13 protein-coding genes are annotated in these 15,494 nt (G+C 71.9%); 7 read left to right on the top strand and 6 right to left on the bottom strand.

Features of this window, described 5'->3' with window-relative positions:
• Nucleotides 1-110 precede the first annotated feature (110 nt).
• Both AOK15_RS04825 and AOK15_RS04820 read left to right on the top strand, forming a co-directional pair.
• Nucleotides 111-3,029 (top strand): glycoside hydrolase family 48 protein, encoded by a 2,919-nt coding sequence (locus AOK15_RS04825; RefSeq protein WP_055513106.1) that lies wholly within the window; start codon nucleotides 111-113, stop codon nucleotides 3,027-3,029.
• Nucleotides 3,030-3,173: 144 nt separating this feature from the next.
• Complete coding sequence (locus tag AOK15_RS04820) at nucleotides 3,174-5,861, top strand: cellulose binding domain-containing protein (RefSeq protein ID WP_055513104.1); 2,688 nt, start codon at nucleotides 3,174-3,176, stop codon at nucleotides 5,859-5,861.
• A 293-nt stretch (nucleotides 5,862-6,154) separates the two neighbouring features.
• On the opposite strand, the gene AOK15_RS04815 is transcribed toward AOK15_RS04820, so the two are convergent.
• Nucleotides 6,155-8,038 carry a rhamnogalacturonan lyase gene (locus AOK15_RS04815; protein WP_055513102.1) on the bottom strand — a complete coding sequence of 628 codons (1,884 nt, stop codon included), beginning with the start codon at nucleotides 8,036-8,038 and terminating at the stop codon, nucleotides 6,155-6,157.
• Between the two features lie 37 nt (nucleotides 8,039-8,075).
• A complete protein-coding gene (locus AOK15_RS04810; protein ID WP_055513100.1) occupies nucleotides 8,076-9,056 on the bottom strand; it encodes a helix-turn-helix transcriptional regulator in 981 nt (326 codons plus the stop codon).
• 39 nt (nucleotides 9,057-9,095) lie between these two features.
• Between AOK15_RS04810 and AOK15_RS04805 the strand changes: the two genes are divergently transcribed.
• Together AOK15_RS04805 and AOK15_RS04800 are read left to right on the top strand one after the other, a co-directional pair.
• A complete protein-coding gene (locus AOK15_RS04805) occupies nucleotides 9,096-9,575 on the top strand; it encodes a hypothetical protein (RefSeq protein WP_055513098.1) in 480 nt (159 codons plus the stop codon).
• A complete protein-coding gene (locus AOK15_RS04800) occupies nucleotides 9,572-10,039 on the top strand; it encodes a hypothetical protein (RefSeq protein WP_055513096.1) in 468 nt (155 codons plus the stop codon). The genes AOK15_RS04805 and AOK15_RS04800 overlap by 4 nt, the downstream gene beginning before the upstream one ends.
• 13 nt (nucleotides 10,040-10,052) lie before the next feature.
• On the opposite strand, the gene AOK15_RS04795 is transcribed toward AOK15_RS04800, so the two are convergent.
• The 3 genes from AOK15_RS04795 to AOK15_RS04785 form a co-directional block, all read right to left on the bottom strand.
• Nucleotides 10,053-10,793 (bottom strand): class I SAM-dependent methyltransferase, encoded by a 741-nt coding sequence (locus AOK15_RS04795; RefSeq protein ID WP_055513094.1) that lies wholly within the window; start codon nucleotides 10,791-10,793, stop codon nucleotides 10,053-10,055.
• Between the two features lie 4 nt (nucleotides 10,794-10,797).
• Nucleotides 10,798-11,103, bottom strand: coding sequence for a 4a-hydroxytetrahydrobiopterin dehydratase (locus AOK15_RS04790; protein WP_055513092.1), 306 nt, complete (start codon nucleotides 11,101-11,103; stop codon nucleotides 10,798-10,800).
• Between the two features lie 222 nt (nucleotides 11,104-11,325).
• Nucleotides 11,326-12,393: an ADP-ribosylglycohydrolase family protein gene (locus tag AOK15_RS04785; protein ID WP_055513090.1), complete on the bottom strand. Its 1,068-nt coding sequence runs from the start codon at nucleotides 12,391-12,393 to the stop codon at nucleotides 11,326-11,328.
• A gap of 37 nt (nucleotides 12,394-12,430) precedes the next feature.
• Between AOK15_RS04785 and AOK15_RS04780 the strand changes: the two genes are divergently transcribed.
• Complete coding sequence (locus tag AOK15_RS04780) at nucleotides 12,431-13,264, top strand: helix-turn-helix domain-containing protein (protein WP_055513088.1); 834 nt, start codon at nucleotides 12,431-12,433, stop codon at nucleotides 13,262-13,264.
• A gap of 7 nt (nucleotides 13,265-13,271) precedes the next feature.
• On the opposite strand, the gene AOK15_RS04775 is transcribed toward AOK15_RS04780, so the two are convergent.
• The gene (locus AOK15_RS04775; protein ID WP_055513086.1) at nucleotides 13,272-13,688 is read right to left on the bottom strand and encodes a hypothetical protein; all 417 of its coding nucleotides are present in this window, start codon (nucleotides 13,686-13,688) and stop codon (nucleotides 13,272-13,274) included.
• A gap of 420 nt (nucleotides 13,689-14,108) precedes the next feature.
• Between AOK15_RS04775 and AOK15_RS04770 the strand changes: the two genes are divergently transcribed.
• Both AOK15_RS04770 and AOK15_RS46525 read left to right on the top strand, forming a co-directional pair.
• Nucleotides 14,109-14,972, top strand: coding sequence for a helix-turn-helix domain-containing protein (locus AOK15_RS04770; RefSeq protein ID WP_055513084.1), 864 nt, complete (start codon nucleotides 14,109-14,111; stop codon nucleotides 14,970-14,972).
• Between the two features lie 147 nt (nucleotides 14,973-15,119).
• Nucleotides 15,120-15,494: hypothetical protein (locus AOK15_RS46525; protein WP_240508303.1), on the top strand; the 375-nt coding region annotated here is incomplete at its 3' end.

Raw genomic sequence — 15,494 nt, 5'->3', positions numbered from 1 at the left:
TTGACCGCCTGCACCCCTCTCCTCAATATGGGAGCGCTCCCACTGGTTCAAGGCTTGTTGTTGCTGCTCCGCCCCCACCTTCGTAAGAGCCGCACGGAAGGAACCAGAGCATGCACCCCAGACGCGGACGCCGTACCGCACGGCGCCTGTGGACCGCCGTGGTCGCGGCCCTCGCTCTTCCCCTGACGATGCTGGGCACGGGATCGTCCCCCGCCGCCGCGGCGGCCGTGGCCTGCAACGTCGACTACAAGACCAACGACTGGGGCTCGGGCTTCACCGCCGAGCTGACCCTCACCAACCGGGGTACCGAGGCCATCAACGGCTGGACCCTCACGTACTCCTACGCGGGCAACCAGACGCTCACCGGCAGCGGCTGGAGCGGCACCTGGTCGCAGTCCGGCAGGACGGTGACGGCGAAGAACGCGTCCTGGAACGGCACCATCGCCGTCGGGGCCGCGGTGAGCACCGGCGCCCAGTTCACCTACAGCGGCACGAACACCGCGCCGACCAACTTCGCGATCAACGGCACCGCGTGTGTCGGCGCCCACCAGCCGCCGATCACCGTGCTGACCAGCCCGACCGCGGGTGCCACGTACTCGCAGGGCGACCCGGTGCCGATGGCGGCCACCGCGGCGGCCGCGGACAACGCGACCGTCACCAAGGTGGAGTTCTACGACGACACCAAGCTGCTGGGCACGGACACGACCTCGCCGTACACCTTCTCGGCCACCGGTCTGTCCGTGGGCAGCCACTCGCTGGTCGCCAAGGCGTACGACAGCCTGGGCGCGTCGGCGGACTCCGCGCCGGTCGGCATCACCGTCGCCTCGGGCCCCGCGGTGGTGGTCTCACCGACGCAACTGGGCGTGCAGCAGGGCAAGACGGGCACGTACGACGTGAAGCTCTCGACCCAGCCGTCGGGCAATGTGACGGTGACGACCGCGCGGGCCTCCGGCAACTCGGGCCTGTCGGTCACGGGTGGCGCGTCGCTGACGTTCACACCGCAGAACTGGAACACGGCCCAGAAGGTGACCGTGACCGCCGACTCCTCGGGCACGGGTGCCGCGGTCTTCGAGTCGACGGCCACGGGCCACGCCAAGGGCGCGGTGACGGTGACGCAGCTGGCGGCGTCGAAGGTGTACGACGCCCGCTTCCTGGAGCTCTACGGCAAGATCACCAACCCGGCGAACGGCTACTTCTCCCCCGAGGGCATCCCGTACCACTCGGTGGAGACGCTGATCGTCGAGGCGCCGGACCACGGCCATGAGACCACCTCGGAGGCGTACAGCTACCTCCTGTGGCTCCAGGCCATGTACGGCAAGGTCACGGGCGACTGGTCCAAGTTCAACGGCGCCTGGGAGATCATGGAGAAGTACATGATCCCCACCAAGGCCGACCAGCCGACCAACTCCTTCTACGCGGCGAACAAGCCGGCGACGTACGCCCCCGAGCACGACACCCCCAACGAGTACCCGGCGCAGCTGAACACCTCGGTCTCGGTCGGCTCGGACCCGATCGCCGCGGAGCTGAAGAGCGCCTACAACACGGACGACATCTACGGCATGCACTGGCTGCAGGACGTGGACAACGTCTACGGGTACGGGAACTCGCCGGGCAAGTGCGAGGCGGGCCCGGCGGACACCGGCCCGTCGTACATCAACACCTTCCAGCGCGGCCCGCAGGAGTCCGTGTGGGAGACCGTGCCGCAGCCCACCTGCGACCAGTTCAAGTACGGCGGCAGGAACGGGTACCTGGACCTGTTCACCCGTGACGCCTCCTACGCCAAGCAGTGGAAGTTCACCAACGCCCCGGACGCCGACGCGCGCGCCGTGCAGGCCGCGTACTGGGCGGACGTGTGGGCCAAGCAGCAGGGCAAGGGCGGTGACGTCTCCGCGACCGTCGGCAAGGCCGCGAAGATGGGCGACTACCTGCGCTACGCGATGTACGACAAGTACTTCAAGAAGGTCGGGAACTGCGTGGGACCGACCACCTGCCCCGCGGGCACCGGCAAGGACGCCTCCTTCTACCTGCTCTCCTGGTACTACGCGTGGGGCGGCGCCACCGACACCAACGCCGGCTGGGCCTGGCGCATCGGCTCCAGCCACGCGCACGGCGGCTACCAGAACCCGATGGCCGCGTACGCGCTGGCCAACTACGCCCCGCTGAAGCCGAAGTCGACGACCGGGCAGGCCGACTGGGCCAAGTCCCTCGACCGCCAGGTCGAGTTCTACCGCTGGCTCCAGTCGAACGAGGGCGCCATCGCGGGCGGCGCCACCAACAGCTGGGCGGGGCGGTACGCCACGCCTCCGGCCGGGACGCCGACCTTCTACGGCATGTACTACGACGAGAAGCCCGTGTACCACGACCCGCCGTCCAACCAGTGGTTCGGCTTCCAGACGTGGTCCATGGAGCGGGTCGCCGAGTACTACCAGCAGACCGGCAACGCCGCCGCGAAGACGGTGCTCGACAAGTGGGTCGACTGGGCGCTGTCCAAGACCACGATCAACCCCGACGGGACGTACCGGATCCCCTCCACGCTCCAGTGGTCCGGCGCCCCGAACACCTGGAACCCGTCCAGCCCCGGCTCCAACAGCGGGCTGCACGTCACCGTCGCCGACTACACCGACGACGTGGGGGTGGCGGGCTCGTACGCCAAGACCCTGACGTACTACGCCGACCGCTCCGGTGACGCCGACGCGGCCCGGGTCGCCAAGGCGCTGCTCGACGGCTTGTGGCAGCACCACCAGGACGCGCTCGGTGTCGCGGTCCCGGAGACCCGTACGGACTACAACCGGTTCGACGACCGGGTGTACGTGCCGAGCGGGTGGACGGGCACCATGCCGAACGGCGACACGATCAACTCGTCGTCGACGTTCGAATCGATCCGCACTTTCTACGAGGACGACCCGGCCTGGTCGAAGATCGAGGCGTATCTGGCGGGTGGCGCCGCGCCGTCGTTCACGTACCACCGGTTCTGGGCCCAGGCGGACATCGCCCTGGCCATGGGTTCGTACGCGGAGCTCCTCGAATAAGTCCCCGCTGAAGCTCCGGGTACGAGGTCCTGCGCTCCGGCGGGGGCAGGACCTGGGCCGGGCGGTCCCCACCCGCACAGGGGGCCGCCCGGCCGTTCGCGCCCCGTCCATCCTTCCCCCCACATTCCTGGAGAGGACTTCACCGTGCGAAGAACCCGCATCCTCACCACCGTCCTGGCCCTCGCGGCCGGTCTCCTGGCGGGCTCCCCACCCGCGCTGGCCGCCGACCGGGCCGGCCAGGCCGAGCGGGCCGGCGAGAAGGTGTCGATCGCCGCCGACACCTACACGTGGAAGAACGCCCGTATCGACGGTGGCGGGTTCGTGCCCGGCATCGTGTTCAACCGCAAGGAGAAGAACCTCGCGTACGCCCGCACCGACATCGGCGGGGCGTACCGCTGGGTGGAGTCGTCGAAGACCTGGACGCCGCTGCTGGACTCCGTCGGCTGGGACGACTGGGGGCACACGGGTGTGGTGAGCCTCGCCTCCGACCCGGTCGACCCGAACAAGGTGTACGTGGCGGCCGGTACGTACACCAACAGCTGGGACCCGGGCAACGGCGCGATCTACCGCTCGTCCGACCGGGGAGCGAGCTGGCAGAAGGCGAGTCTGCCGTTCAAGCTGGGCGGGAACATGCCGGGGCGCGGCATGGGTGAGCGGCTCGCGGTGGACCCCCACAGGAACAGCGTGCTGTATCTGGGGGCGCCCAGCGGGAAGGGGCTGTGGCGGTCCACCGACTCGGGGGCCACCTGGTCGCAGGTGACCAACTTCCCGAACGTCGGCAACTACGTGGCCGACCCCTCCGACACGAGCGGCTACTCCAGCGACAACCAGGGCATCGTCTGGGTCACGTTCGACGAGTCGACGGGCGGCGCGGGCACGGCCACGAAGACGATCTACGTCGGTGTCGCCGACAAGGAGAACGCGGTCTACCGGTCGACGGACGCCGGTGCGACCTGGTCACGGGTGGCCGGGCAGCCGACCGGGCAACTGGCCCACAAGGGCGTCCTGGACGCGACGAACGGCCATCTGTACGTCGCGTACAGCGACACGGGCGGCCCGTACGACGGCGGCAAGGGCCGCCTCTACCGATACGCGACGGCGACGGGGACCTGGACGAACATCAGCCCGGTGGCGGAGGCCGACACGTACTTCGGCTTCAGCGGGCTCACGGTGGACCGCCAGAAGCCGGGCACGGTGATGGCGACGGCGTACAGCTCCTGGTGGCCGGACACACAGATCTTCCGCTCCACCGACAAGGGCGTGACCTGGACGAAGGCGTGGGACTACACCTCGTACCCCAACCGTGAGAACCGCTTCACCATGGATGTCTCGTCGTCGCCGTGGCTGACGTGGGGCGCGAACCCGTCGCCGCCGGAGCAGACGCCGAAGCTGGGCTGGATGACGGAGTCGTTGGAGATCGACCCGTTCGACTCGAACCGCATGATGTACGGGACGGGCGCGACGATCTACGGCACCGAGAACCTCACCAACTGGGACAGCGGCACCAAGTTCACCGTGAAGCCCATGGTGCGGGGCCTGGAGGAGACGGCCGTCAACGACCTCGCCTCTCCCCCGTCCGGCGCCCCGCTGCTCAGCGCGCTCGGTGACATCGGCGGTTTCCGGCACACGGATCTGACGAAGGTCCCGTCGATGATGTTCACGCAGCCGAACTTCACGACGACGACCAGTCTGGACTTCGCCGAGACCAACCCCAACACCGTGGTCCGGGTGGGGGACCTGGACTCGGGGCCGCACATCGCGTTCTCCACGGACAACGGCGCCAACTGGTTCGCGGGCACCGACCCGTCGGGGGTGAGCGGCGGCGGCACGGTCGCGGCCGGCGCGGACGGCAGCCGCTTCGTGTGGAGCCCGGCGGGCACCGGCGTGCGGTACACGACGGGCTTCGGGACGTCGTGGCAGGAGTCGAGCGGGATACCGTCCGGCGCGATCGTCGAGTCCGACCGGGTAGACCCGAAGACCTTCTACGGCTTCAAGTCCGGGAAGTTCTACGTCAGCACGGACGGCGGCGCGACCTTCACCGCGTCGAACGCGAGCGGCCTGCCGAGCGGTGACAGCGTGCGCTTCAAGGCGCTGCCCGGCACGAAGGGCGACGTGTGGCTCGCGGGCGGGGAGACGGGCGGCGTGTACGGGCTGTGGCACTCCACCGACGGCGGCGCCACCTTCGCCAAGCTGGCGAACGTCGCGCAGGCCGACACCATCGGCTTCGGCAAGGCGGCCGCGGGCGCCTCGTACCAGACGCTGTACACCAGCGCCAGGATCGGCGGGGTGCGCGGCGTCTTCCGTTCCACGGACAAGGGCGCCACGTGGACGCGGATCAACGACGACGCCCACCAGTGGGGCTGGACCGGCGCGGCGATCACGGGTGACCCGCGGGTCTACGGCCGGGTGTACCTCTCCACCAACGGTCGCGGCGTCGTCTACGGCGACACCTCCGACACGGGCGGCGGCGGGGGCGGCGGCACGGATCCCGATCCGGAACCGCAGCCGACGGGCGCCTGCGCGGTGACCTACAAGATCACCAACCAGTGGTCGGGCGGCTTCCAGGCCGATGTGCGGCTGGCCAACACGGGCACCAGCGCCTGGTCGGGCTGGACCCTCGACTGGTCCTTCCCGAACGGGCAGAGCGTCACGCAGCTGTGGAACGCGGCCCACACCCAGTCGGGTGCGGCGGTCTCGGTGAAGAACATCGCCTGGAACGCGAACGTCGCGGCGGGATCGTCGGTGAGCTTCGGCTTCACCGGAAGCTGGTCGGGGACGAACGGCAGACCGACCGCCTTCCGGCTCGGTGACCAGTCCTGCACGGTGACCTGACACCCGAGCGGGACGCGACGAGGGCGCGCGCCGGTCACGGCGCGCGCCCTCATTCATTCGTCGTCACGGTGCCGGATCCACCACAGGAGCATCACTGTGGCGGCGACGAGCATGATGATCGCCGGTGCGGCGGTGACGACACGGGACAAGGTCATCGACGGTCTTTCTCGGCCGCTGCCCTGGAGGTGACGGCGTGCTGGACGGGGCGGGCCGGACGATGATCCCGCCCGGACCCGCCGACGTCAGCAGGACGGCCGAAAATACACCCGTTCGTGTCTGGGTCGTCATACCGGTCAGGGCGCGTACACCGCCGGTCGGGGTGCCGTGGGCATCCCGGCGCCGATGAAGAAGCTGGTGTGCGGGGGCTGGTTGTACGCGGTGTTCTGCCACGCCAGTCCCGTGCGGTACTGGGTGTCGTGGAGCAGGGTCGTGATCCTGGTGCCGGACTCGACCGGGGTCGAGTAGATCCGCAGGGCGGTGTTGCCGCTGGTGCGCCAGACGACCTCTTCGCGCCAGTCGCCCAGGATGTCGCCGGAGAAGGCGGGGGTGGACTTGGTGCCGTTGTTGGAGGAGACCCCGGAGCCGGTCAGCAGCCGGGTGTCGCCGGACGGGCCGTACTTGTCGATCCGGGTGCCGTCGAGGAGTTCCCGGACGGGGTCGCCGTCCCACCAGGACAGGAAGTTGACGGAGGACGGCTCCCGGCCCTTCGTGGCGCCGGCCCTGTCGCGGAGGGAGGTGTCGGAGGCGGACCACATCTCGGGGCCGTCGTTGCCCGCGTGGATGTCCCCGGCGACGCCCCGGCCGTTGTCGCAGCAGGCCGGGAGCTTCCAGCGGACCGCGCCGTTCGCGGGGTCGATGTACAGCGCGGCGGGCTGCGCGGTGGACTCGGAGACCTTGAAGTACTCCAGGCCGGGGGTGGAGGGGTCGAGGTCGCCGAGGTGCTGGGCGTCGCCGTGGCCCGTCCTGGTGGTCCACAGGCCGCCGCCGTTGTCGTCGACGGCCATCGCGCCGTACACGATCTCGTCCCGGCCGTCGCGGTCGACGTCGCCGACGGACAGGCTGTGCGAGCCCTGGCCGTCGTAGCCCTTGCCGCTGTTGGTGGAGGAGCTGGTGTCGAAGGTCCAGCGGCGGGTGAAGGCGCCGCCCCGCCAGTCCCAGGCGGCGATCACGGTACGGGTGTAGTAGCCGCGGGCCATGATGAGCGAGGGGCGGGCGCCGTCCAGGTACGCCGTGCCCGCGAGGAAACGGTCGACGCGGTTGCCGTAGCTGTCGCCCCAGGAGGAGACCGTGCCGCGGCCGGGGACGTAGTCGACGGACTGCATGGCCCTGCCGGTCCGCCCGTCGAACATGGTCAGGTACTCGGGGCCGGTCAGGACGTAGCCGCTGGAGTTGCGGTGGTCGGCTGAGGCGCTGCCGATGACGGCTCCCGTGCCGTCCCGGGTGCCGTCGGCGGTCTTCATGGCGACCTCGGCCCTGCCGTCGCCGTCGTAGTCGTACACCTGGAACTGGGTGTAGTGGGCGCCGGAGCGGATGTTGCGGCCCAGGTCGACGCGCCACAGCCGGGTGCCGTCGAGCTTGACGCCGTCGACGATCGTGTTGCCGGTGTAGCCGGACTGGGAGTTGTCCTTGGCGTTGGTCGGCTGCCACTTGAGGACGAACTCCAGGGCGCCGTCGCCGTCGAGATCGCCCACGGAGGCGTCGTTGGCCTCGTAGGTGTACGCCACCCCGTCCGGGGTGGTGCCGCCGGCGGGCGGACTGATCGGCACGTCCGTGTAGCCGGTGCGCAGTTGCACCGCGTGCACGGAGTCGCCCTGCTCGACGCCGTTCACGACGGCGCGCACGGTGTAGTCGGCCTGGGCGGGCGCGCCGGAGTGGAAGTAGTTGGTGGACCCGGTGATCGGGGCCGTGTTGACCTTGGTGCCGGCCCGGTAGACGTTGAACGACACGGTGTCCGGGTCGGTGCCGAGCCAGCGCCAGCTGACCAGGTTGCCGGCGTCGGTGTGCACGCTGACCACGCCCCGGTCCAGCTTCTCGACCTGGCGTGCGCCGGCCGCGGCGGCGGGCTGCGCGCCGAACGTGGTGAGTCCGGCGGCGGTCAGCGCGGCCGCCGCCAGCATGGTGATCGTCCTGCGGGCCCTGCGGATCGTACGTCTGTGGTGCGCGTGCGGGTGCTGCACGGGGTACCTCCCGGGAGGACAGACGGGTTCCGCTTCCTCAGTCGCCGCCGCTCGCAGCGGAGTTGCCGCCCCGCGGTGCGTATCTCGCGGCAAGTTCGGCGACCGTCCGGGCGATGCGCTCGCGCAGTTCGGCGGGCTCCAGGACCTCCACCGCGGTGCCGAGCCGCAGGAAGTCGTCGTGCGCCCGGTCGAGGGACTCGACGGGGACGGTGGCCCGGGTCCAGCCGTCGTCGTCCGGGCGGCCTCCCGCGTCCACCGCACGTCCCTGCGGGCCGGTGAGTCGGGTGCCGGGCGCCAGGCGGACGACGGCCTCGGCGCGGTGCAGCCGGTCGTGGAAGTCGCGCTGGTACGCCGCCCAGTACGCGGCCAGCCCGAAGTCCTCCGGGCGGGTGAACTCCTCCTCGGAGGTGTCGAGTTCGAGGATCTGGTCGACGCGGTAGGTGCGCGGTCCTGGGCCTGCGACGACGTACCAGCGGCCCGCCTTGAGGACGAGCCCGTACGGTTCGAGGCGGCGCCGTACGTCGGTGGGCTCGGCCCAGCGGCGGTAGAGCACGCGCAGGACCCGGCCGTTCCAGACGGCGTCCGCCACGGCGGGCAGGAACGGGGTGTCGTCGGCGTCCGCGTACCAGCCGGGCGCGTCCAGGTGGAACCGGCCCGCGACCCGGTCGGCGTGGGGGCGCAGCGCGTCGGGGAGGGCGGCGCGCACCTTCAGCTGGGCGGCGGCCAGGACCGCGCCCAGGCCGAGTTCGGCGGCGGGGCCGGGGACGCCCGCGAGGAACAGGGCCTCGGCCTCCTGGCCGGTGAGTCCGGTGAGCCGGGTGCGGTAGCCGTCGAGGAGGCGGTAGCCGCCGGCGTGGCCCGCGTCGCCGTACAGCGGGACACCGGCGGCGGCGAGCGCCTCCATGTCCCGGTAGACCGTGCGGACCGACACCTCCAGCTCCTCGGCGAGCCGGGCGGCCGTCATCCGGCCCCGGGTCTGGAGCAGCAGGAGGATCGAGACGAGACGGCTGGACTTCACTGACACAGGATGTCAGGGAAGCGGTCCTAGCGTCGCGTCATGTCCTTCAGTGAGAAACTGCTGACCGTGCCGCCGCCCGTCGAGGTGGCCGGCCGGCACATCAAGCGCTACCACGTCACCGCGGACCCGGCCGGCATCGCGCCCGAGGTCGAGAAGGCCGCGTACGCGATCCTCCCCGACCTGCTGCCGGAGCCGGACGGGACACCGCCCGTGACCTTCGTCGTGCTGCACCGGGGCGGGGACGACGGGGCCTATCTCAACGCGTACAGCTGGGTGTGGGACAACGTCCTGCACTTCGGGGGCGCGGCGGCGGGCCAGCCCGTCCTCGGCTGCCCCGACCGCGATCCCGCGCGCTTCGTGGCCACCGGGCGGCCGTGGATCGGCTGCGTCTGGGAGCTGCCGCCGATCGCGCACGAACGCGACGCCTGGGTCCGCCATATGCTCGCTCCCCGACTACCGGATCTGGACGCCTACTTGGCTGACTCCCTGCCCGCCGGGACCACCGGGGGCCGGGCATGAGCGGCCCGCACGACTTCGACTTCCTCCACGGCGAGTGGGAGGTCCGCCACCGCCGCCGCACCGACTTCCTCGACCCGGACGGCGACTGGGAGGAGTTCTGGGCCACCAGCCGCTGCGTGCCCCTGTTCGACGGGGCGGCGAACATCGACGAGATCGACATGCCGCGCCTCGGGGCGAAGGGGCTGACACTGCGGCTGTTCGATCCTGAGGCCCGTGTGTGGTCGCTGAACTGGTCGTCCAGCCGCAGCGGGCGGCTGTTCCCGCCGGTCGTCGGCCGGTTCGAGGGCGGTCGGGGGGAGTTCCACGGAGACGACACGCACGACGGCGAGGACGTCCGGGTGCGGTTCGTGTGGTCCGGTGTGTCCGCGACCGCCGCCCACTGGGAGCAGGCGTTCTCGCTGGACGTGGGGCAGACGTGGCTGACCAACTGGACCATGGAGTTCCGGCGGCCGTCGGTGACCTGACCGCCGGCCAGGGTCACCTCTTGCGGAACGCCCGGAGCGAGAACTCCGGGTCCGGGCGGGGCCGGTCCTGGTCGGGGAGGGCCGCGAGGCGTACGGCGAAGTCGTCGGCGAGGGGATCGCCGGGCGGCAGGGTGACGAACCAGCCGCGGCGCAGGTCCATGAGGGCGCGGCGGGGGCTGCGGCCCTGGCCGCGGCCCGGGAAGCGGGCCTCGCCGGCGGGGCGCAGCCCGTGCTCGTCGGCGTGCTTCTCGACGACGGCCGAGGTGTCCGTGGCCGGGCTGCGGGGGCGGGTGGCGAGGACGGCGTCGATGTCGCTGCCGACGTTGTGGGCGGCCCCCTTGTCGACGGTGGTGATGTACACGCCGCCCGGCCGCAGCACACGGGCGCACTCCCCGACGACCCTTCGAACGTCGTCCGGGTCCGCGAGCAAATGGAGGAGCCACACGCTGGTGACCGCGTCGAACGCGTCGTCGGGGAAGGGGAGTCGGCGGCTGTCGCCGAGGACGATCGCACCGGGGAGGCGGGCGGCGGCCCGGCGCGCCATCTCGGTGGTGAGGTCGACGCCCGTCACCCGTGTCCCGGGGCGGGCGGCGGCGAACCGCCGGGTCACGATGCCGGTGCCGCAGGCGACGTCGAGCAGGCTGCGCGCGCCGAGGGGGACGAGTCCGAGTACGGCGTCGGCGGCGGCCTCGGCGCGGGGCTCGCCGCCGCGCAGGGCGTCGTAGTCGCCCGCCTCCTTGTCGTAGTCGAGCACCGGCTCAGCTCGCCCCGTGGCCGGGGGCGAGTTCCTCCACCCGCCGGGCCAGTTCGAAGTCCTTCTCGGTGAGGGCGCCGCCCGCGCTGTGCGTGTGGACGGTCAGCGAGACGGTGTTGTAGCCGAGAGTGAGGTCGGAGTGGTGGTCGAGCTCCTCCTGGGTGCGGGCGATGTGCACGACCATCGCGGTCGCCGCGAAGTGCGAGGCCAGTCGGTAGCTGCGGGCGATCCGGTCCCCGTCCAGCGACCAACCCGGCAGCTCCGCGAGCCGGTCCTCGATCTCCTTCTGCGACAAGGCTTCGACGGGCATGGCCCGCTCCTTCCGTGACGTCCCCTCCATGACGTGCGGTCCCTCTCAGCGTGCCACAGCGGGGCCGCCGAGGTCCTGGTCACACCGCACGGGGACGGCCGGCGCCGTACGCATTCGGCCGGGCGGCACCCCCTCGGGTGACGGACGGGGTCGGTGACGGACGGAGTCCCGCAGCGGGGCGCCGCGCTCGTCGCCGGGATGCGCGCCGAGGGGGCCCGGCCGTCACTTCCGTACGCTCTCCGTCGCGAAGTCGTCCGCCAGGACGGTGATGTCGGCGCGGCCCTCGGTCGCGGCCACCCAGTCGTGCGGCAGGCCGTGGTCGCCGTAGTGGGCGCCGAGGAGGTTGCCGCAGACGGAGCCGGTGGAGTCGCTGTCGCCGGAGTGGTTGACGGCGAGGAGGAGGGCCTCGCTGACGCTGTGGGTGGCGAGGGCGCAGTAGACACCCATGGCGAGGGCCTCCTCGGCGACCCAGCCCTGACCGAGCGACTCGACCTTCTCGGCCGTGGGGGCGCCCTCGGCGGCCAGGTCGAGGGCACGGTTCAGGGCCGTGCTGGTCTCCTCGTGTCCGGGGTGGCGGGACAGCAGCCGCAGGGTGCGCAGGACGGCGCCCTCCAGCGACTCGTCGGCGACCAGATGCGCGACGATCGCGGCGAGCGCGCCCGCCGCGTACCCGCCGGTGGGGTGCCCGTGCGTCATCCGGGCACAGCGGGCGGCCATGTCGAACGCGGCCCCGGCCGGGATGCGGGCCAGCCCGAAGGGGGCGGAGCGCATGACGGTGCCGCAGCCCTTGGAGTCCGGGTTGACGGGGCCGGGGCGTCCGAGAGGGGTGGCCGGGTCGGGGTGGTGGACCTGCGCGAGGCCGGACAGACAGGCGTTGCCGGGGGCGCGGCGGGCGTACAGCCAGGGCAGCGCGGCGAGCCCCGAGGTCACGCGCGGATCGGGGCCGGGCCGGCGCTGGGTGTCGAGCCAGCGGCCGTAGGCCTCCCGGACGAGCTGGGGCCAGGCGCCGTCGATGCCCTTGAGGCGGGCCCGCTCGTGCGCCTGCCGCAGTCCCTCGACGGTGAAGAGGGTCATCTGGGTGTCGTCGCTGATCCGCCCGACGGCTCCGTCCACGTCGGGGACGAGGCCGGTCACCCCTCGGTCGCCGTGCGTGGAGCGGATGACGGCCAGCGAGGCGAACTCGACGGGGTAGCCGAGCGCGTCACCGACCGCCCCGCCCAGCAGGCATCCCCGCACTCGCGCCCGGTACACCGCCGTCGCCTCCCAGGACGGGTTCCACGGGTCGTACACGCGCCACTCCTCGATCGCCTCGGTTACGTTCTGACGTATGACCATTGTCCCGTCCGGCCCCACGAGTCGTCCCGGCACCCCTCCCGACCAGGGCGCCGGCCCGCTGCTGCGGGCATGGCGGGAACAACGGCGGGTCAGCCAGCTGGAGTTGGCGCTGCGGGCCGGTTCGTCGGCGCGGCACATCAGTTTCGTGGAGACCGGCCGCTCCCGGCCCAGCGAGGAGATGCTGCTGCGGCTCGCCGAGCACCTGGACGTGCCCGTACGGGACCGCAACGCGCTGCTCCTGGCCGCCGGTTACGCGCCCCGCTATCCGCAGACCCCGCTGGACGACCCGTCGATGGCGGCCCTCCGCGAGGGCGTGGAGCGCCTGATCCAGGGCTACGAGCCGTACCCGGCGCTGGTGCTCGACGCGACGTACCACGTGGTGGCCGCCAACCGGGGCATCGCGATGCTGCTGGACGGCGTCCCCGAGTCCTTGCTCGTGCCGCCGCTGAACGCGATGCGGCTGGTCCTCCACCCGGAGGGCCTGGCGCCCCGCATCCGCAATCTGCGGGCCTGGCGCGGTCATCTGCTGGAGCAGATGGAACGCCAGATCGCCCTGCGCCGCTCGGAGCCGCTGCGCGCCCTGTACGAGGAGGTCGCCGCGTATCCGCTGCCGCCCGGCACGGCCGACGAGGAGCCCGAGGAGGAGCCGGGTGTGTCCTTCGCGCTGCCGATGCGGATCGAGCACGCGGGCCGGGTGCTGTCCTTCATCTCCTCGATCTCCACGTTCAACACACCCATGGACGTGACCGTGGCCGAGCTGGCCATCGAGACGTTCCTCCCGGCCGACCCGGCGACGGTCAAGTACCTCCATTCACTGGCCATGTGACGGCCGGTCAGTCACCGTTCGCCCGCAGGGCGGTGTACTGCGCCGCCGCGAACCCGGCGACCGTCAGCGCCTGGAGCACCGTCCACACCGCGCCCGCGGTGCTCGGCGTGAGCCACAGGGCGAGGGCGACGAGGCTGAGAAGGGCCCAGGCCAGATTGGCCTCGACGACCACGTGCACGAACCGCACCGGCGGACGCCCGCGCGCGGCGAGCAGGGCCACGCCCGCCGCGTACGCCGTGAGGAACGCGCCGAGTGCGGCGAGCAGGCCCGGGCCGACCCCGAGGAGCCGGCCGAGCGGCCCGGCGGCTAGGAGGTAGGCGAGCCCGTTCACCCCGGTCACGGCGGCGTCCGCGGCCAGGAAGCGGTGCAGCATGGTCCGGGGGTCGGTGGTCCGGGCGAGAGCGGCGAGCGGGGTCGCGGACATGGGGCATCACCCTCCGTCGAGATGGAGTCGGTCGGCTGGGAAGCGGGTCGGCCGGGGACGGCCGCACGGACCGCCGGGGCCGGGCCCCGGGCCGGAGTGCGCCGGCCCGGAACCCGCTGCCCTCACCCTGCCGCGTGCGGGGCGCGACGGTCGATTACCTCGGAGGTCATGCCGGCGCCTCGGAGCTTCCGGCGCCCGGGCGGGCGGCTTCGGAGGGGGCCATGACGGACGTCACGCTGGGGAACCGTTGCTCACTCTTCGGATGCGTCCTTTACTCTTCGGTGTCGCCGTGGCGTGTTCCGCCACGGCGTCGTCGTGGTCGAACCGGAACCGAGGGCTTCCCGTTCCGCTCGACCTCATGAGATGAGCACCGGAACATGACAGACTGGACGCGTACTTCGGCGCGTGGGGAGGCGTGGCGTGAGTGAGCGGCGGCCCGCGCCCACCGTCGGTCAGGTGGTGCTCGGCAGACGTCTCCAGGAACTGCGCGAGGCCGCCGGGCTCAAGCGCGAGGAGGCCGCGCGCGTCCTGCGCGTCGCCCCGGCCACCGTAAGGCGCATGGAGACCGCCGACGTCTCGCTGAAGATCCCTTACGTGCAGGTCCTGCTCACCACGTACGGCGTCGCCGAGCACGAGGTCGCCTCGTTCGTGAAGCTCGCCGAGGAGGCGAACAAGCCCGGCTGGTGGCAGCGGTTCCACGATGTGCTGCCCGACTGGTTCAGCCTGTACGTGAGCCTGGAGGGCGCGGCCCATCTGATCCGGCAGTACGAGCCGCACTTCGTGCCCGGGATGCTCCAGACCGAGGAGTACGCGCGGGCCGTGATGGAGGCGGGGACCCTCGGGCAGACCGGCCCCGACACCATCGAGCGGCATGTGTCGCTGCGCATGGCCCGGCAGAAGCTCCTCACCCGCGAGCACCCGCCGCACCTGTGGGTGATCATGGAGGAGACGGCGCTCAGACGGCCGGTGAGCGTCCGCTCCCAGGTCATGCGCGACCAGATCGACCGGCTGCTGGACATCACCGAGAAGGACCATGTGATCCTCCAGGTCGCCGAGTTCGCCGCCGGCCCCCACCCGGGCACGTACGCCCCGTTCGCCCTCTTCCGCTTCGCGGAGCCGGAACTCCCCGACATGGTCTACACGGAGTACCTCACCGGCGCTCTCTACCTCGACTCGCGCCGTGAGGTCGCCCTCCATCTGGAGGTCCTCGACCACATGGCCGCGCACGCCGCCTCCGCGGAGCGCACCCGCGAGATCCTGCTGCGGTACCGCGACACGTACTGAGCCCGCCCGCGGGCGATCCGGTCCGGCCGCGGAGGGACGGCCGGGCTGGGGGAGGGACGGCCGGGCCACGGAGGGGACGGCCAGGCTCGGCGGCGGACGGCCCGCTCCGACGGCGGGCCTGTCAGTGGGGCGTGCGACGATCCCGGCATGATCGCCTCTCTGGAGTCGCTGCTGCCGACGACGGGTCCGCACACCTCGACCACGTACGCCGACTGGGCCGCCGCCCACGACCCCGCGGCCGCCGCGGCCGCACGTGAGTCGATCGAGGGCATGCGCACCGAACTCGGCCGTACCTGGACCAAGCCCGGCCGGTTCGTCGACGCGATGGCGGCGCGTGCGCGGCGGTTGCCGCCGGCGCATCTGCCGTGGTTCTGGGACACCGTGGGCCACCGCCTCATCGGCTACGGCAGCAGGCCCGGCGGGAGGGCCTACGCGGCCGCTCGGGCGGCCGAGGCGGAGCACGGGCTGCCGGTGGATCCCGGCTACCGCCGGGCCAACGCGCTGCTGTTCGCGGCGGGTGGG

This window comes from Streptomyces ossamyceticus, assembly GCF_001418475.1.
Taxonomy (GTDB): domain Bacteria; phylum Actinomycetota; class Actinomycetes; order Streptomycetales; family Streptomycetaceae; genus Streptomyces; species Streptomyces ossamyceticus.
Note: the sequence above shows the minus strand (reverse complement) of the source record. Positions and strands in the feature narration are given on the sequence as shown.